The 18,076-nt window shown below is 69.8% G+C and carries 15 protein-coding genes and 1 other RNA gene; 3 read left to right on the top strand and 13 right to left on the bottom strand.

Annotation, left to right across the window (positions count from 1 at the left end; translation table 11 throughout):
* Positions 1–146: 146 nt before the first annotated feature.
* Both NUG20_RS17065 and hemL read right to left on the bottom strand, forming a co-directional pair.
* Entirely contained in the window at positions 147–2,921 is a 2,775-nt protein-coding gene (locus NUG20_RS17065) for a winged helix-turn-helix domain-containing protein (RefSeq protein WP_263395615.1), read from the bottom strand.
* Between the two features lie 221 nt (positions 2,922–3,142).
* The gene (hemL, locus tag NUG20_RS17060) at positions 3,143–4,435 is read right to left on the bottom strand and encodes a glutamate-1-semialdehyde 2,1-aminomutase (RefSeq protein ID WP_263395614.1); all 1,293 of its coding nucleotides are present in this window, start codon (positions 4,433–4,435) and stop codon (positions 3,143–3,145) included.
* Positions 4,436–4,748: 313 nt separating this feature from the next.
* On the opposite strand from hemL, the gene NUG20_RS17055 reads away from it, so the two are divergent.
* Positions 4,749–7,916, top strand: coding sequence for a TonB-dependent receptor (locus NUG20_RS17055; RefSeq protein ID WP_263395613.1), 3,168 nt, complete (start codon positions 4,749–4,751; stop codon positions 7,914–7,916).
* A 102-nt stretch (positions 7,917–8,018) separates the two neighbouring features.
* Positions 8,019–9,257, top strand: coding sequence for a dipeptidase (locus NUG20_RS17050; protein WP_263395612.1), 1,239 nt, complete (start codon positions 8,019–8,021; stop codon positions 9,255–9,257).
* 130 nt (positions 9,258–9,387) lie between these two features.
* Here NUG20_RS17050 and thiE read toward each other — a convergent pair whose 3' ends face one another.
* Positions 9,388–10,020 carry a thiamine phosphate synthase gene (gene thiE, locus NUG20_RS17045; RefSeq protein WP_263395611.1) on the bottom strand — a complete coding sequence of 211 codons (633 nt, stop codon included), beginning with the start codon at positions 10,018–10,020 and terminating at the stop codon, positions 9,388–9,390.
* Between thiE and NUG20_RS17040 the strand changes: the two genes are divergently transcribed.
* Positions 10,011–10,286 (top strand): rubredoxin, encoded by a 276-nt coding sequence (locus tag NUG20_RS17040; RefSeq protein ID WP_263395610.1) that lies wholly within the window; start codon positions 10,011–10,013, stop codon positions 10,284–10,286. The two genes, thiE and NUG20_RS17040, sit on opposite strands and share 10 nt — an antisense overlap.
* 213 nt (positions 10,287–10,499) lie before the next feature.
* Here the strand turns inward: NUG20_RS17040 and NUG20_RS17035 are convergent, their stop codons facing one another.
* The 10 genes from NUG20_RS17035 to NUG20_RS16990 all read right to left on the bottom strand — a co-directional run bounded on the left by NUG20_RS17035 (position 10,500) and on the right by NUG20_RS16990 (position 17,986).
* Positions 10,500–11,345 (bottom strand): SirB1 family protein, encoded by an 846-nt coding sequence (locus tag NUG20_RS17035; protein WP_263395609.1) that lies wholly within the window; start codon positions 11,343–11,345, stop codon positions 10,500–10,502.
* 107 nt (positions 11,346–11,452) lie between these two features.
* A complete protein-coding gene (locus NUG20_RS17030) occupies positions 11,453–11,902 on the bottom strand; it encodes a DUF192 domain-containing protein (protein WP_263395608.1) in 450 nt (149 codons plus the stop codon).
* Positions 11,903–12,075: 173 nt separating this feature from the next.
* A complete protein-coding gene (gene rpiA, locus NUG20_RS17025) occupies positions 12,076–12,723 on the bottom strand; it encodes a ribose-5-phosphate isomerase RpiA (RefSeq protein ID WP_263395607.1) in 648 nt (215 codons plus the stop codon).
* Positions 12,724–12,816: 93 nt separating this feature from the next.
* The gene (locus NUG20_RS17020) at positions 12,817–13,287 is read right to left on the bottom strand and encodes an EVE domain-containing protein (protein WP_263395606.1); all 471 of its coding nucleotides are present in this window, start codon (positions 13,285–13,287) and stop codon (positions 12,817–12,819) included.
* The gene (locus tag NUG20_RS17015; RefSeq protein WP_263395605.1) at positions 13,284–13,877 is read right to left on the bottom strand and encodes a 5-formyltetrahydrofolate cyclo-ligase; all 594 of its coding nucleotides are present in this window, start codon (positions 13,875–13,877) and stop codon (positions 13,284–13,286) included. Before NUG20_RS17015 ends, NUG20_RS17020 begins: the two co-directional genes overlap by 4 nt.
* A gap of 78 nt (positions 13,878–13,955) precedes the next feature.
* Positions 13,956–14,735, bottom strand: coding sequence for an acyl-CoA thioesterase (locus tag NUG20_RS17010; RefSeq protein ID WP_263395604.1), 780 nt, complete (start codon positions 14,733–14,735; stop codon positions 13,956–13,958).
* A gap of 169 nt (positions 14,736–14,904) precedes the next feature.
* Positions 14,905–15,089, bottom strand: a non-coding RNA gene (gene ssrS / locus NUG20_RS17005) — 6S RNA.
* 98 nt (positions 15,090–15,187) lie between these two features.
* Positions 15,188–15,481 (bottom strand): cell division protein ZapA, encoded by a 294-nt coding sequence (locus tag NUG20_RS17000; protein ID WP_263395603.1) that lies wholly within the window; start codon positions 15,479–15,481, stop codon positions 15,188–15,190.
* Positions 15,478–15,699: a TIGR02449 family protein gene (locus NUG20_RS16995; protein WP_263395602.1), complete on the bottom strand. Its 222-nt coding sequence runs from the start codon at positions 15,697–15,699 to the stop codon at positions 15,478–15,480. The genes NUG20_RS17000 and NUG20_RS16995 overlap by 4 nt, the downstream gene beginning before the upstream one ends.
* Before the next feature lie 67 nt (positions 15,700–15,766).
* Entirely contained in the window at positions 15,767–17,986 is a 2,220-nt protein-coding gene (locus NUG20_RS16990) for a putative bifunctional diguanylate cyclase/phosphodiesterase (RefSeq protein ID WP_263395601.1), read from the bottom strand.
* Positions 17,987–18,076: the final 90 nt, after the last annotated feature.

Raw genomic sequence — 18,076 nt, 5'->3', positions numbered from 1 at the left:
GATGGCGCCGCAGGCTTCGGCCTGCGTCAGCGCCGACTCAACCTGTGGGAGCGACTTCAGTCGCGACGGGCTTTCCCGGTAACGCCTGTCGCGACTGAAGTCGCTCCCACAAAATAGCGACCACTCTCGCGATTGCGAGATCGCACTCAGTCCAGCGCGGCATCCGGCGGTGCCATGCGCTGCAGCAGGCCGCGTTGCAGCGCGCTGGCCAGCGCGGCTTCGCGGGTGCCGGCTTCCAGCTTGCGGTACAGGTTCTTCAGGTGGAACTTGACCGTGTTCTCCGACAACGCCAGGCGTCGCGCGATCTGCTTGTTCGCGGCGCCCTGCGCCAGCAGCGCCAGCACTTCCAGTTCGCGTTCGCTGAACAGCTCGGCAGCGCTGTCCTGGCCGTGGCGCAGCTTGTCGAGCAGAGTCTGGATGGTCATGGCCAGGGTCGTGTTCGGCGCCGCTTGCGGATCCTGCTGGCGTGCCATGCGCAGCAGCGCCTTGCCCGGCACGCCCAGTTCCAGCAGGCATTGCCAGGCCTGGGTGCTGGCGACGTGCTGCAGCGTGTGGCGCAGGTAGGGCAGGGCCGCGGCGGACTCGCCGCGGTCGTGCAGTACCAGCGCGATGCGCGCACGCGCGCGCGCCAGATGCACGCGGTTGTCGGCGGCCACGCATGCCGCCTCCACGCCCTGCAGCACCGCCAGCGCGGCGCGGGTGCGGCCGCCCAGACGATGCCAGCGGGCCAGGGCGAAGCCGAGCGCGGCCAGGAAACGCCAATCCTGCGGCTGGCTCAGCGCGTGCGCGAAACGCGCCTCGCCGCCGGCGCGCGCGACCAGCACGTCGATCGCCGCCGAGGGCGGCTGGTCGAGCAGCACGTGCAGCCGCCAGGCCAGCGCCAGGTCGGCGAGCCGGCCCAGGTGCCGCGCATGCGCGATGCGGTCGATGTGGTCGAGCAGGTCCAGCGCGGCGCGGCCGCTGCGGTCGTGCTGCCGCGCCAGCACCAGCGCGGTCTCGTAGCCGGCGGCGTACACGTCCAGCCAGCCGTCGTGCTGCTCGAGGAAGCCCAGCGCCGGTTGCAGGCAGTCGGCGGCGTCGTCGTAACGGCCGTGCTCGCATTGCAGTTGCGCCAGCAGGCATTGGCCGACCGCCTGCAGGGTGGGGTCGAGCTGTTGCTGGCGCTGGGCGATGGCCAGCGCCTGGCGGCAGATGGCCTCGGCCCGCTCCAGCTGGCCGCGATAGTAGTGGCTCTGCGCCAGATGGATCAGCGCATAGCTGGCGCCGACCTCGCTGCCGCTGGCCTGCATCGCGGTGCCGGCCAGCTGCGCATAGCGTTCGGCGGCGGCGAAATCGGCGCGGCCCAGCGCGGTGGTGGCGCAGATGCACCACAGGGTGCCACGGCCCAGATGGTCGTCCTCGTCCAGCGCCGCCGCCTGCGCGGCGATCTGCGCCTGCCCGCGCGGGTTGGCGCAGACCTGGTCGAGCAGATCGCGCAGCAGCGCCACCACCACCGTGTAGTCGCGCTCGAACGGTGCGCGCACCGGCTCGGGAAAATCGCGGAAGCGTTCCAGCAGGGTCTGCGCATGCGCGAATTCGCCCAGCTTCATGTGCAGGTAGGCCTGGGTCAGGTTCAGCGCCGGCCGTTCGCCGATGCTGCTGCGCGGGAACCGGCGCAGCAGCGCGCGCACCGACGCGGTGCCGTGGCGCAGCAGCAGCTGCCAGGTGCCGGCGCGGGCGATGCAGTCGGCGGCGCTGTCGATCGCACCGCCGCGCACCGCATGCCGTACCGCTTCGGGCAACTGTCCGTGCGCATCGAACCAGCGTGCGGCGCGCCGGTGCAGCTGCGGCGCCAGTCCCGGCGTGTCGCGCTCCAGCTGCTGATACAGGTAATCGGCGAACAGCGGATGGAAGCGGAACCATTCGTGCTCGCCGTCCAGCGCCACCAGCAGGCCCTGGAAGTGCGCCAGCCGCTCCAGCAGGCGGCCGCTGTCGTCGCGCTCGCGCACCGCGTCGGCGAGCGCGGCGTTGAACCGCTCCAGCGGCGAGAGTTGCAGCAGCAACGCGCGCAACGCCGGGTCCAGGTCGTTGAGCACCTGTTCGGCCAGGTAGGCCGCCAGCTCGGCGGTGCGCCCGGAGAAGCGGCCGAGGTCGTCGCGGCGTTGTTCGTCGCCGCCCAGCCATAGCCCGGCCAGTTGCAGCGCAACCGCCCAGCCTTCGGTCTGCCGGCGCAGCTGGCGGGCGGTCGCGGCCGGCACGTGCGGTCCCAGCAGCGCCAATGTCTCGGCTTCGTCCAGCGCCAGTTCGCGCGCACCGATGCGTTCCAATTGGCCCTGCAGTGCCCAGCGCGCCAGCGGCAGCGCCGGCGCGCGCCGCGTCGCCAGCAGCAGGTGCAGCTGGCCGCCGGCATGTTCGACCAGCCGTGTCACCGCGTCGTCGAGCGCGGCGGCATGGCCGCGGTCGTAGTCGTCGAGGATGACCAGCAGGCGGCGCGGCGCGGCGCGGATCGCGCGGATCAGGCCGGGCAGGGTGGCGGCCACGTCCAGGTCCTGGCCCTGCTGCTGCAGCGCGGCCTGCAGCGGCGCGCCCAGTTCGACGCCGGCGCCGCGCGCGGCCAGCGCCAGGTAGGCGAGGAAGCGTCCGGGATCGGCATCGTCCTCGTCCAGCGACAGCCACGCCACTGCGGCGTCGCCGCGTTCGCGCAGGCGCTGGTGCCATTGCCCGAGCACGGTGGTCTTGCCGAAGCCGGGCGGCGCCAGCAGCAGGGTCAGCGGCAGTTCGGCGGCGCGGTCCAGGCGCTGCAGCAACGCTTCGCGCGCCACCGCCGCCACGCGCGAGCGCGGCGGCGCCAGTTTGTCGGCCAGTACCCAGTCGGGCACGGCAGGGCTGTCGTGCCCGGCTGGCGAGGAACGCGGATTCAACAGCGTGACAGGCTTGAGCATGTCGCCAGGAAGTGTCTGCAGCTGTCGCCCTTGCGCCCTCTGGCGGTTCGGGTGACGGTACGGAACCGGACACGTGCCGGCCTGCCGCGCAGAGCGCGGAAAGCTCGCGTGCCGCGTGATTCCACGGGCCCCCGCCCTGACGCCGTCCGTTGGCCTTGAATGTCGAACTTATGACACGGCCGCGACAAAAGCAAAGTCGCGACCGGGTGCTCGGTTTTCGCTCAGCCGGAGGCGGCCACGGCGAATGCCTCGCGCGCCGCGGCCAACGTCGCTTCGATCACGGCCTCGTCGTGGGCGCTGGACAGGAAGCCGGCCTCGTACGCCGACGGCGCCAGGAACACGCCGCGCGCGAGCATGGCGTGGAAGAAGCGGTTGAATGCGGCGGTGTCGCAGGCGGTGGCCTGGGCGTAGGTCTCCACCTTCTCGGTCGTGAAGAACAGGCCGAACATCGCCCCGACCTGGTTGGTGGTGACCGCCACGCCGGCGGCCGCGGCGGCCTGCTCCAGCCCGGCGCACAGCGCGGCGGTGGCCGCGTCCAGGCGCTGGTGGAAGCCCGGCGCCTGCACCAGTTCCAGCATCGCCAGGCCGGCGGCCATCGCCACCGGGTTGCCGCTGAGCGTGCCGGCCTGGTAGATCGGCCCGGAAGGGGCGATCTGCCGCATCAGGTCGGCGCGGCCGCCGTAGGCGCCGACCGGCATGCCGCCGCCGATGATCTTGCCGAAGGTGGTCAGGTCCGGGACCACGCCGTAGTGCGCCTGCGCGCCGCCCAGCGCCACCCGGAAACCGGTCATCACCTCGTCGAAGATCAGCAGCGCACCGTGGCGCGTGCACAGGTCGCGCAGGTGCTGCAGGTAGCCTGCGCGCGGCGGGATGCAGTTGGCGTTGCCGACCACCGGCTCGATGATCACTGCGGCGATCTCGCCGCCGATCTCGTCGAACAGCGCGGTGGCGCCCTCGACGTCGTTGTAGCTCAGCGTGGCGGTGAGTTCGCTCAGGCCCGCCGGTACGCCCGGCGAGGTCGGCACGCCCAGGGTCAGCATGCCGCTGCCGGCCTTGACCAGGAACGAGTCGCCGTGGCCGTGGTAGCAGCCCTCGAACTTGACGATGCGGCTGCGCCCGGTGGCGCCGCGCGCCAAGCGCACGGCCGACAGCGTGGCCTCGGTGCCGGAGTTGACCATGCGCACCATTTCGCACGAGGGCACCAGCCGGGTGATGGTTTCGGCCATCGTCACCTCGGCCGCGCAGGGCGCGCCGAACGACAGGCCGTCGCCGATCGCGCGCTGCACCGCCTCGCGCACCGCCGGGTGGTTGTGCCCGGCGATCATCGGGCCCCACGAGCCGACGTAGTCGATGTAGCGGTTGCCGTCCACGTCGTACAGGTAGGGGCCGTCGGCGCGCTGCACGAAGAACGGTTCGCCGCCCACCGACTTGAAGGCGCGGACCGGCGAATTGACGCCGCCGGGGATCAGCGACTGCGCCTGGCTGAAGAGGGCGTGCGAGCGGGAATGGTTCATGGGCGAAAGATCCTTGGCGATGCTGGCCGGGCCGAGTGGGCCGGGCGCGGAGCGATGCCGCCTATTGTCGCGGCTCCCGCCTGCACGTGCCATGTCGCCTACCCGCCGGCTGCGCACCTACCCGTCGCGGGTGGGTCCGCGACGTGATGGGCTGCCTAGTATCGAAGCGGCCAGGGGACGCACGACCCGATCGCCAATCGGCATCGGCCATGCATCGGGCAGGTTTTTTCAGAGTGCCCGGACGGATCGCCGCCCGGCGTCGCGCTGGGTCTCGTTGGGCCGTCAACGACTTTCACATCTTCGGGGAGAGAGCATGAATCGATTGATCCGCAAGAGCGCCCTGGCGCTCGCGCTGACCGCCGCCGTCGGCGGCGCCTTTGCACAGTCCACCACCGGCAGCATTGCCGGCAGCGTCGCCGAAGGCGCCAACCAGACCGTGCTGGTGGAGAACAACAGCGGGTTCAGTCGCGAGGTGCCGGTGGACGCGCGTGGCCGCTATCAGGCCGGCAACCTGCCGCTGGGCACCTACAAGGTGACGGTCAAACGCGACGGTGCGGTGGTGCAGACCCGCGAGAACGTCAGCATCACCGTCGGCGCGAGCACCGACGTGTCGTTCTCTGCGGCCGGTGTGCAGACCCTGGAAGGCGTGACCGTGAACGCGTCGGGGTTGTCGCCCATCGACGTGAGCAGCGTGGACACGCGCACCGTGATCACCGCCGAACAACTGCAGCAGCTGCCGTTGGGACGCACCGCCGAAGCCATCGCGCTGTTGGCGCCTGGCGTGGTCGTCAACAGCGGCGGCTTCGACAACGGCCCGCTCGGCGGCTCGCTGCCCAGCTTCGGCGGATCGGCGGCCAGCGAGAACGCCTATTATCTCAACGGCTTCAATACCACCACCGCCAGCAACAGCCTGGGCGGGCTGACCCTGCCGTATGGCGCCATCGATCAGCAGGAAATCTTCACCGGCGGCTACGGCGCGCAGTACGGCCGCTCCAACGGCGGGGTGATCAACCAGATCGGCAAGCGCGGCAGCAACGAATGGAAGTTCGGCGCGGCGGTGATCTGGGAGCCGAACGGCCTCAAGGCCAACCAGCGCGATCTGTACTGGCGTCCCGACAGCCAAGGCAGCAGCGTGAACAACGCCGCCTACCGGTACGCACGCTCGGCCAACGGCCTGTACCAGCCGCAGAGCGAGGCCGAAGCCAGCCAGACCACGTACAGCGCCTACATCGGCGGCCCCATCGTCCAGGACAAGCTGTTCTTCTTCCTGGCCGCGGAGAAGGTGGATTCCGACGGCGTGCGCACGGTCTCCAATCGCGATTCGGACAACGGCCGCACCGGCGGCCTGACCGACTACGACTACGAACAGAAGCGCTGGTACGCCAAGCTGGACTGGTACATCACCGACAACCACCTGCTGGAGGTGACCGGCGCCAGCGACGAAGCCGAAACCCAAGGCTCCATCTACCGCTACGACTACGTCAATCGCGAGCGCGGCAGCTATCTCACCGACGAGTCCACGTGGAAGACCGGGCCGACGCTGTTCTCCGGAAAATACACCGGCTACTTCGGCGACAACATCACCCTGACCGCGCTGTACGGCAAGATGAAGACCCCGGACGAGCTGACCCCCTACAACTACGACGCCGGCAACGGGCCGGTGATCATCAGCGCCGCGCTGCAGAACCCTGCCTACGTCGGCGGCGCGCCGATCGTCGGCCGGCAGCTGGTCACCTCGGTGAGTTCGCCGGACCGCGAATACGAGAAGGACAACCAGCGGCTGAACCTGGAATGGCGCGTGGGCAAGCACACGCTCAACTTCGGCATCGACAACCAGAAGTCCAAGGGCACGGACGTGGGGTCGATCCTGTCAGGCCCCGGCTATTCGTGGACGTACGGCCAGACCAGCGATCCGCTCGGCCTGCAGACCGGCGGTCTGGTGAGCCAGTCGGCGAACGAGGCCGGCGGCGTCGGCGCGCCGAGTCCGGGCCTGGTGGATCCGGTCTACGGGGCGCAGGGCTATTACGTTATCCGTACCGTCAACACCAGCCTCTATTCCTACGAAGCCAAGCAGCGCGCGTACTACATCGAAGACAAATGGCAGGTCACGGACAACCTGCTGCTCAGCCTCGGGCTGCGCAAGGACGAGTTCACCAACTACACCCCGTTCGGCGCCGCCTACATCGATGTCGACGATGCCTGGGCGCCGCGGCTGGGTTTCAGCTGGGACGTCAACGGCGATTCCAGCCTGAAGGTGTTCGGCAGCGTCGGCCGCTACTATCTGGGCCTGCCTTTGTCGCCGGTCGGATTGTTCACGCCGGCGATCAACACCGACACCTACTTCACCTACAGCGGCGTCAATGCCGATGGCACGCCGGTCCTCGCCCAGCAGCTGGGTTCTGCGGTGTCGGCCAACTCGCGCTTCGGCCGCGTCGCCGACGTGCGCACGGCGGTGGCCAAGGACATCGAGGGCGAGAACCAGGACGAGATCATCCTGGGCTTCACCAAGCAGTTGGAGAGCGGCTGGGTGTTCGGGTTCCGCGGCACCCATCGCCGCCTGAACGCCGGTATCGACGACCAGAACTACGACGTCTCCAACACCGCGCTGATCGAGGCCGCCGCCGCGCAGGGCGTCACCATCGACTGGTCGAAAGTCTCCGGCGCGGCGCTGATCAATCCCGGGCAGACCAACACCTGGGGCGTGATCGGCACCGACGGGCAGTTCCATGAGGTGTCGGTGAGCCGCCAGGCGGCGGGCTTCCCGGAGTTCAAGCGCAACTATTCGGCGCTGGAATTCAATCTGGAGCGTCCGTTCGACGGCAAGTGGTATGCGAAGGCCAACTACGTGTGGTCGCACAGCTACGGCACCACCGAAGGCCAGGTGCGCTCGGACCTGTGGCGCACCGGCGGCGCGCTGGGCAGCTACCAGGGCCAGGCCTCGGTCTCCACCACGCAGAGCTGGGACCATGCGGCGTTGATGGAGCACTTCAACGGCGATCAATCCAACGATCACCGCCATCAGCTGAAGCTGCTGGGTTTCTACCAGTTCACGCCGCAGTGGGGCGCATCGGCCAATTTCAGCCTGATCTCGGGCGCGCCGCGCAACTGCCTGGGCAACTACTACGGCGACAACTACCCCGGCAGGGATCCGGCCGGATATGGCGGCAGCGCGATCACCGGTGGTCCTTACCACTTCTGCTACAACGCCGAAACCGGCACCGGCGAACCGTCGCCTCCGGGCTCGCAGGGGCGCCTGGGCTGGATCGCCCAGCTCGACCTGGGCGTGACCTACAAGCCTGCGTTCGCCAGCGGCAAGCTGGCGTTGCGATTGGACGTGTTCAACGTGACCAACGAGCAGACCGCGACCAACATCTATCCGTTCTCGCAGCTTCCCGACAACAGCACGAACCCGCTGTGGGACCAGGTGGTGGCGTATCAAGCGCCGCGCTCGGGCCGGGTCACGCTCAGCTACGACTTCTGATCCACGCACCGGCCCGCCGCGCAGCGGGCCGGACCCTTTTCCCCCTGGCGAAGGCACCGGCGCGGACCGCCGATGCCCGCGCTGCGTACGAGCGGATACCCGATGCCCAAACTCCGTCCTTTGCTGCTGTTGTGCCTGGCCTGCTGCTGCGGCGACCTGCCGGCCGCCGACGGGCTGTCGCGCGCGCGTGCGCTGCACGCACGCTTCCCGGTGCTGGACACGCACCTGGATACGCCGGCCAATCTCGCGCGCCCCGGCTGGAACATCCTCGACCACCACCACTACGACGAAGACGGCACCCAGGTCGACTATCCGCGCATGCTCGAAGGCGGCCTGGACGGCGGCTTCTGGGTGATCTACACCGCGCAGGGCGAACGCAGCGACGCGGGCAACCGCCAGGCGCGCGACTTCGGCCTGCAGCGCCTGGCGCAGATCCGCGAGATGGTCGCCGCCCACCCGGACAAATTCGAACTGGCCACCGCGCCCGGGGATGCGGCCAGGATCAAGGCCGCCGGCAGGCGCTCGGTCTACATCAGCATCGAGAACGCCTCGCCGCTGGCCGCCGATCCGACGCTGCTGAGCGCCTACTACCGGCTCGGCGTGCGCATGCTCGGGCTGGTGCATACCAGCAACAACGACTTTGCCGATTCCTCCACCGACAGCAAGGGGCCGCAGTGGCACGGGCTCAGCCCGAAGGGCAGGGCGCTGGTGGCGCAGGCCAACCGCCTGGGCATCGTGCTCGACCAGTCGCACGCCTCCGACGCGGTGTTCGACCAGCTGCTGGAACTGTCCACCGCCCCCATCATCCTGTCGCACACCGCGTCAGGCGAGCTCAATGCGCATCCGCGCAACATCGACGACGCACGCATCCGCAAGCTGGCGGCCAAGGGCGGCGTGATCCAGGTCAATTCGCTGTCCGGCTACCTGATCCCGGGCAACCGCGATCCCGCCTATGGCGAGGAGCTGCGCGCGCTGTTCGCCGGCTACGGCGGACGCCAGGCGATCAAGCCCGCGCAGTACCGCGAGGTGATGGCCAAGCGCAAGGCGCTGGACGCCAAATACGGCGTCGCGCGCGCCACCTTCGACGACTACATGAAGCACATCCTGCACATCCTCGAGGTCGCCGGCCCCGACCATGTCGGCCTGGGCGCGGACTGGGACGGCGGTGGCGGCGTGGCCGGGCTGGAGGACGTCTCGCAACTGCCGCGCATCACCGAGCGCCTGCTGCAGGCCGGCTACAGCGAACGGCAGATCGCCAACATCTGGGGCGGCAACCTGCTGCGGCTGCTCGAGCGGGTGCAGGCGCAGGCCGACCCGGCCGCGATCGCCGAACTGAAGTGAACCGGCAGGGCCGCCGGCGCAGCGGGCGCGGATCCGACGCGAGAAGTGCGCCCACCGTGCGTGGCAGATGCGCCCGGACCGATGGCATGAGGTCGCCGCGCCTTCAGGCACCGCCCTGCGTGGACACCGGCTAGCGCAGGTCCGCAAAGCACGCGCGATACGCCCGCAGCGCGGCGAGCGGGTCGGGCGCCGAACAGACGCCGCTGATGACCGCGAGCAGGTCGGCGCCGGCGGCGATCGCCGGGCCGCAGTTGTCCGGGGTCAAGCCGCCGATGGCCACGCGCGGCACGCCCAGGTCCGCGGCGGCGGTCAGCAGCGCCGGCGTGGCCCGCGCGGTGGTGGCCTTGCTGAGGCTGGGGAAGAACGCGCCGAAGGCGACATAGCTGGCGCCGGCGGCGACCGCGGCCCGGGCCAGCGCAAGGTCCGCATAGCATGACGCGCCGATCAGCGCATCGCGGCCCAGCCGCGCGCGCGCAGCGGCCAGATCGCCGTCGTCCTGGCCCAGATGCACGCCGGCCGCGCCCACCGCCAGCGCCAGGTCGACGTCGTCGTTGACGATCAGCGGCACCCCGGCCTGCGCGCACAACGCCTGCAGCGCCGTCGCCTGGGCCAGGCGCTGCGCCGCGTCGGCGCGCTTGTTGCGGTACTGCAGCCAGGTCGGGCCGTGACCGAGCAGCGGCGCCACGCGCGCCAGCAGGCGTTCGCCGTCGGCGTCGTCGGGCGTGATCAGGTAGACGCCACGGGGCGGCGGTGATGCATTCATGGAGGAGCCTTCCGGTGCGCAGGCGAGGGTGGGACAATGCCGCTCCGCCCAGCCTGCAGATCCGCGATTATCCGATGAGCGACGTCACTGCCACCACCTACCGCGCCTGGATGTGCGTCGTCTGCGGCTTCCTCTACAAGGAAATCGACGGCTTGCCGGAAGAAGGCATCGCCCCCGGCACCCGCTGGGAAGACGTGCCCGATACCTGGACCTGCCCGGATTGCGGCGTGACCAAGGACGATTTCGAGATGGTGGAGATGGAGTGAAGGCCGGGATTGGGGAGTCGGGATTGGGGATTCGCAAAAGCCGGTTCGGCGATGGCTGCAGATTCGCCGCATCCTGTGGGATGCGGTTCAACTCCGACCTGATTCATTGGCATGCGCCGGAGCTAAAGCCACTCCTACAGGCGAAGCAAATCGCCGGGTAACCGCTGAGGCCGCTTTAGCGAATCCCCAATCCCGACTCCCCAATCCCAGCCCTCAATGCATCCGCTGCGCCCGCGCGCTCAGTTCCACCAGGCGTTCGCGGATCGGCAGCGCGTCGTTGGCTTCCGGGTTCAGTTGCAGGTAGCGGCCCAGGTCGCGGCGCGCGCCGGGGACGTAGTCCATCTGCAGGTAGGCCAGGCCGCGGTCGCGCAGGGCTTCGGGCTGGTCGGGCATCAGCTTGAGCACGCGGTCGGCGCTGCGCGCGGCGCGGTCCCATTCGTCGCGTTCGGCGTAGACGCCGTGCAGGTTGCGCAGCACCCGGGTCAGGATCGCGCGGTGCGGTGCCGGGTCGAGGATCTGCAGCAGCGCGCGGTCGTCCGGGGTCTCGCCGCCCAGGTGCGGACGGGCGCGTTCGCGCAGTTCCTCCACCGCCAGCGGGCGGCCGCCGTTGAACGGATCCATCACCAGCAGTCCGTCGTCCACCGGCAGGCGCACCAGGAAGTGCCCGGGGAAGGACACGCCGTCGAGCGGGATGTCCAGCCGCCGCGCCACTTCCATCTGCACCAGCGCCAGCGAGATCGGATTGCCCAGGCGGCGCTCGAACACCTGGTTCATGTAGCTGTTGCGCGGGTCGTAGTACTCGTCGTGGTTGCCGCTGTAGCCGAGTTCTTCGAACAGGTGGCGATTGATCGCGGCCATCTTCAGCGGCCACGGTTCGATCATCGCCACCTCGTGGCGCAGGTGCTCGGCGTGGTTCTGCGCCAGCGTGTCGTAGTGCTCGGCATCCAGCTCCGGATACTCGTCGCGGGCGATCAGCAGCGCGGTGGCCATCAGTGGCAGCGCGTCGTCGTCCAGCGCGGCCAGGGTATTCCAGCTCGGCAATGTCAGTCGGTCCACCATGGACCAAGACTGGCCGCAAAGTGCGGCGCGATCAAGTCCGGAAGTTCCCGACAGCGATGTCGGGTTCAGCGCCACGACGGTGGCGCTTTTCCCCACGCCGGCGCGGTTCAGCGCGCCTTGGGGATGCCGGGGCCGAAGCTCAGTTCGGCGCCGTTCTGCAGCTTGATCTGCGCGGCCTGGCCGGCGTTGAGTTCCAGCACGTAGCGCGCCGGCGCATTGCTCGGATAGGGCGGGCAGGCGTTGCCGGCCGAGCACGGCGGCACGTCGCGCTGCTGCGCCACCAGCTTGCGCTGGTTGTCGAAGTACAGGATGTCCAGCGCGATCTTGGTGTTCTTCATCCAGTACGCCTGCGGCTCCTCGCGGTCGTGGATGAACAGCATGCCGTGGTCGGCGTCCATCTGCTCGCGGAACATCAGCCCGCGCGCGCGGGTCGCGTCGTCCTGGGCCAGCTCGACCTGGTAGCGATGCCCGGCCAGTTCCACCCAGGTGCCGCCGGCGCTGGCGCAGCCGCTGAGGGTCAGCAGGGCGAGGACGGACAGGGCGCGGAACAGGGACATGGCGGTGCCGGGAAGTGGGATCAGCGCGCACCTTGTTGCATGGTGCGTGGCGAGTCAAGAGAGCCGGGATTGGGGATTCGGGATTGGGGATTCGCAACAGCGGATCCGGAGGTCGGGAAGAGATCCTGGCCTTTACGAATCCCCAATCCCGAATCCCCAATCCCGCGCGCGTCCTACAGGACGCGCGGCGGTTCGCCGCCGACGATCACCACGTCGGCCGGGCGGCGCGCGAACAGGCCGACGCAGACCACGCCGGGGATCTGGTTCAGTTCGCGCTCCAGCGCCACCGGGTCGGTGATCTGCAGGTGGTGCACGTCGAGCACCACGTTGCCGTTGTCGGTGACCACGCCGTCGCGCCACACCGGCTGGCCGCCGGTGCGCGCCAGGATCTCGCGGGCGACCAGGCTGCGGGCCATCGGGATCACTTCGATCGGCAGCGGGAACGCGCCCAGCGTCTGGACCTGCTTGCTCGGGTCGATGATGCAGACGAAGCGCTCGCTGGCCTCGGCGATGATCTTCTCGCGGGTCAGCGCGGCGCCGCCGCCCTTGATCAGACAGCGGTTCGGGTCGCACTCGTCGGCGCCGTCCACGTACAGCGACAGGTTGCCGGTGTGGTTCAGCTCCAGCACCTCGATGCCGTGCTGGCGCAGGCGCGCGGTGCTCTGCTCGGAGCTGGAGACCGCGCCCTTGATGCGGTGGCCGATGCGGCCGAGCGCGTCGATGAAGTAGGCCACGGTGGAGCCGGTGCCGACGCCGACGATCATGCCGTCCTCGACGTATTCGACGGCTTTCTCGGCGGCAAGGCGTTTGCTTTCGGACATTGGAGGCTCGGGATTGGGGATTCGGGATTCGTGAAAAAGCGGCCGGCGGGCAGGGCAGGAGACGAATCCCCAATGCCCAATCCCCAATCCCGGCTACTCAAGCGCCAGCAACAGCTTCCACTGCGCGGCGCTGACCGGGAACACCGACAGGCGGTTGCCGCGCGCGGTCAGCGGAAAGCCTTCGCCGAGCGCGTCGGCGTGCTGCTTGATCTCGTCCAGCGCGATGGTGCGCGCGAGCTTGCGCTCGAAGGCCACGTCCACCAGGTACCAGCGCGGCTGTTCGCGGGTGGCCTTGGGGTCGTGGTAGTCGGAGGTGGGATCGAACTGGGTGACGTCCGGATAGGCCGCGCTGGCCACCGTGGCCGTGCCGACGATGCCCGGTACCTTGCAGTTGGAGTGGTAGAACAGGATGCCGTCGCCGAGCTTCATGCCGTCGCGCATGAAGTTGCGCGCCTGGTAGTTGCGCACCCCGTTCCAGGGTTCGGTGCCGACCCGCTGCAGGTCGTCGATCGAGAAGGCGTCCGGTTCGGACTTCATCAGCCAGTAGCGCTTGCGTGCGGTCATGCGGGGAAATCGGTCGCGGTCAGGAGGGTGAGGGAGTCGGTGCAGACCGCATCCAGCGCCACGTCCCAGGCGGCGACGGGCAGCGCGGCGACCTGCTGCACGGCGAAGGCGGCGCCGACCAGCCAGGGCGGAGGCGCGTGCCGCTGGCGAAATGCGAAGCTGCGATCATACCAGCCGCCTCCCATGCCCAGGCGTCCGCCGCCGGCGTCGAAGCCGACCAGCGGCGCCACCACCAGCGCCATCTGCTCCGGCGCCAGGGTCGCCTCGGCGGCGACGTCGGGTTCGGGGATGCCGTAGCGGTTGGCGGTCAGCGGCTGCCCCGGGCGCCACGGCGCGAAGCGCAGGGTCTTGCCGCTGAGCACCGGCAGGCAGTACTGCACCGTAGGCGGCAGGCTCAGCTGCCAGCGGTGCAGCGCGATCTCCCCGTCCAGCGCCCAATAGCCGGCGACGTGGCCGTGCTGCGGCGCGAACGGCAAGTCCAGCAGGCGCTGCGCCAGCGCGTCGGCGGCGGCCAGGCGCGCGGCGGCGGGGAGCGCGCGGCGGCGCGCGCGCAAGTGCTGGCGCAGGAGGTCGCGGTCGTCGGAAGTCATCGGGCAGCGCGGCAGGAGAGGGCGCCATTGTCGGTGCCCAGGTGCGCACTGGCTACTGGGGCATCGTCTGCAAGCGCGTCAGGCGTAGATCGCCACCGTCTGCCGGCCCGACAGCACCAGCCGCCCGGCCCGGTCCCAGATCTGCATGTCCTGCAGCGAGTAGCCGTCGGCGGCGTGCCGGCTGGCCGAACGCAGCAGGAACCAGTCGCCGGCGGTTGCCGGCTGCGGGAAATCCAATGTCCAGGCCATCGAACTGACCGGTGCCGGTTCGGTGAAGCAGGCCATCGCCGCCGGCGGCAGGCAGTCGCCGAGCGCGACCAGGGCCACGCCCGGGTCCACTCCGCCGCTGTCGCGATGGCGCGCCCACACCAGCAGTTCCGGAGTGGCGGCGCCGGACACCGGCAGCGCGCCGCCGGCCAGGCGCATCTCGAAATTGGCGACGAACGCCGGGGTGGCGGCGCTGTCGGCGATCGGCGCGGCGGCGTCGGGTGCGCACACCGCCGGCGCCACCGGCATGAAGTCGTGGGCGATGCCGCTGGGCCGCGGCTGCGCGAACAGCAGCGCCGCGCGCAACGCGACCTGCTCGCCGGCTAGGCAGTCGACCGCGATCGAGGTGGCGGACTTGCCCTGGCGCAGCAGGCGCGCATCGAAGCGCAGGGCGTCGTCGGTCGGGCCGACGAACCAGATGTGCGCCGACTTCAGCGGCGGCAGCGCGGACGGCGCGGTGCGCAACGCGGTCTGCAGCGCCAACGCCGCGGACAGGCCGCCGAAGGCGGTACGTCCCTGTCGCCAGCTGGCGGGGACGTCGAACCCGGCGGGCGGGTCGAAGCGGTCGACGAGCTGGGCGAGCGAGGGCATGCGGCGTCTCCTGGGTGGGGGCGACAGTATCCCAGGCTTGCGCGGCGGCTGGTCGGGGCGTGGCGGCGTGCGGCATGGACGGAACCCACGCGCATGCGCACGGCACGCGGACACAACACGCGGACACACAAAAGGAAACGGCGCCTTGCGGCGCCGTTTCCGGGATATTGCATTCTCCGCCATGACGATGCGTGCGAAACGACCTTGAACCCGGGGTTCAAGTGGGATAGCTGGGGAACCATCGGGCTTCCCGCTACGAGGCGGACCTGCACACCCGATTCCGTCGCCATCCCGTGGTCGTAATTAAGGGACAAGGCGAATGTTTGCACACGCTGTCGTTCACAGCAGAGAACGCAAACGAAGTATAGCGCCGTCGCCGCGCTTGGCTAGTCCGTTCGTCGGTCGCGCGGTACGGCGCAATTCACGTTGATGATCGAAATGCGATGCGCGGATCAGCGCGCCGTATCGACCACGCCGTCCAGGCGGCGATTGAGATCGGCCAGCGTGCGCGTCATCTCATGATCGCGCCGCGTCTGCTCGTCGCGCAGCTGTTGCAGTTCGTGCGCCAGGTTTAGCGCGGCCAGCACCGCGACCCGGTCCACCGCCGCCATGCGGTTGCTGCCGCGCACTTCGCGCATTTTCGCGTCGAGCAGGCGCGCGGCGGCGAGCAGGCTGTCGCGCTCCTCGGCCTCGACGCCGACGGTGTATTCGCGATCGAGGATGCGGACGCTGACCGGTTCGCTCACGTGTGCTGCTCCAACGACTTGAGCCGGGTGATCATCGCCTCGACCCGCGAGCGCGCCTGCTCGTTCTTGGTCAGCAGCTGCGAGCGCTCGCTGATCAGCTGCTCCTGCTGCTGGCGCAGGCTGCGGTTCTCGTCGGCCAGGCGCTGGCAGCGCTCGACCAGCGTTTCCACGCGTGTGGCGAGGGTGCGTAGCTGGGCGAGGGTGTCGGGGGTGTCCATGGCGCCCACGATAGGCATGCGCCCGAGCGGCGGTCAAGACGCCGCGCGGCGCCGCGACGGCCGCCGCTCAGGCGGGCAGCAGCAACGGCTGCCTCAGCAACTGCAGGCAGACCTCCGGCTCCAGCGCCGGCGCCACCAGGTGGCCCTGGATCTCGTCGCAGCCGTGCTCGCGCAGGAACGCCAGCTGGCCGGGCAGCTCGACGCCTTCGGCCACCACTTTCAGCGCCAGCGAGTGGCCCATGGCGATGATGGTGCTGGTGATCGCCTCGTCGTCCGGGTCGCGGGTCAGGTCGCCGATGAATTCCTGGTCGATCTTCAGGGTGTTGATCGGCAGCCGCTTCAGGTAGGCCAGCGAGGAATAGCCGGTGCCGAAGTCGTCGATCGCCAGGGCCAGGCCCAGCGCGCGGCAGGCGTGCAGGGTGGCCGCGTTCTTGCCGACCTGCGACATCACCACGCTTTCGGTGAGTTCCAGTTCGACCCTGTTCGCCGGCACCCCGGTCTCGGCCAGGATTCGCGCCATCAGCGCCGGCAGGTCGCCGCGCTCGAGCTGGATCGCCGAGACGTTGACCGACATGCACAACTCGGTCAGGCCCAGCTCGCGCCAGCCGCGCAGGGTAGTGCAGGCCTGGCGCAGCACCCACTCTCCGATCTCCAGGATCAGCCCGGTCTCCTCGGCCAGGGGAATGAACTGGCTCGGCGAGACCGTGCCGAAATCGGCGCTGTGCCAGCGCAGCAGCGCTTCCACGCCGACCACGCGCTGCTCGCGCAGCGAATAGCGCGGCTGGTAGACCAGCTTCAGTTCCTGGTCGAGCGGGATCTTGCGCAGGGTGCTGGCCAGCGTGGCGCGGTGGCGGGTGGCCTCGTCCATGCGCGCCGAGTACACCTGGATGTTGCGGCGGCCGGCGGCCTTGGCCTGGTACATCGCGGTGTCGGCGTGCTTGAGCAGTTCGCTGGGCAACAGCGCGTGCTGCGGGAACAGCGAGATGCCGATCGAGGAGGAGATCGCCACTTCGCGGCGGTCGTCCAACTGCAGCGGCGGATCGAACGCGGTCAGCACGCGCGCGGCGACGGCCTCGGCCTGGGCCTGGTCGGCGACGTCCTCCACCACCACGGTGAATTCGTCGCCGGCCAGGCGCGCGACCGTGTGCTGCGGGCCCACCGCCTGCTGCAGGCGTTCGGCGACCGCACGCAGCACCCGGTCGCCGATGGCATGGCCTAGCGAATCGTTGATGTCCTTGAACCGGTCCAGGTCCAGGAACAGCACCGCCACCGAACTGCCCTGGCGCCGCGCCCGCACGATCGCGCGCGCCAGCCGCTCGGACAGCAAGGCGCGGTTGGGCAGGCTGGTCAGCGTGTCGTAGTTGGCCAGGTAGCGCAGTTCCTGCTCGGCGCGCTTCTGGTCGGTGATGTCTTCCAGCACCACCACGTAGAAGCTGTGTCGGCCATCGGCGTCGACGACGGTGTTGCGGCGCACGTGGCAGAGGATCTCCTGGCCGTCCTTGCGCCGCTTCCAGGCTTCGCCGCGCCACTGCCGGCCATGCTCGAACGCGGCCGGGACCGGCACGTCCGGTGCGTGGTCGAGCAGCGCCATCGGCTGGCCCAGCACTTCGCGCTCGCTGTAGCCGGTGATGCGGGTGAAGGCCGGATTGACCGAAATGAAGCGCGATTCCTCGTCCAGCACCGCGACCGCTTCGCTCATGCTGCGCAGCACTTCGCTGGCGATGCGCCGCTCCAGGTCGGCCTGGCGGTGCGAGGTGATGTCGCGCGCGGTGCCGGCGAGCCGGCGCGGCTTGCCGTCGGCGCCGTAGTCGACCACGCGGCCACGCACCCGCGCCCACAGCCATACGCCATCGCCGGCCAGGTCCACCCGGTACTCGGCCACGTAGACCGGGGTCAGCCCCTGCAGGTGCTCGCGCAGCGCGCGTTCGGCCTGCGGCACGTCGTCGGGATGGATGCGCAGCGGGTCGTCCTCGCGGATCACCATGGTGATCTCCTGCGCGTGCGGCGCCGCTTCGTCGGCGCGCATCCGGCGCAGCTTGCGCTGCTGCAGGTCGTAGTCCCAGAAGTGCTCGCCGGAGGCCCACAGCGCCAGTTTCAGGTGGTGGTCGCGCTGCTGCAACTGCTGCTGGCGCTGCAGTTGCTGCTGCATGCGCCGCCGCCAGTGCAAGGCCTGCAGCACCGCCACTCCCGTGGCCACGGCCAGGATCGCCGCCGCGGCGGCCCAGCCCCAACGCCAGTCGATGCCGGCATGACCCGTGATTCCCGCAGCGACGTGCTCGATCGACATGGCGGGTAGGGGCTTCGAGCAGGAAAGGGTGGTGGAGTGTAGGCGCCGGTCGGAAGCCTTCACAAGCAGCGCGGCGCATGCGGATTGCTA

The sequence above is a fragment of the Xanthomonas sp. CFBP 8443 genome (genome assembly GCF_025666195.1).
Classification (GTDB): Bacteria; Pseudomonadota; Gammaproteobacteria; order Xanthomonadales; family Xanthomonadaceae; genus Xanthomonas_A.
The sequence above is the reverse complement of the archived record's forward strand: the minus strand, read 5'-3'. Positions and strand labels throughout refer to the sequence as shown.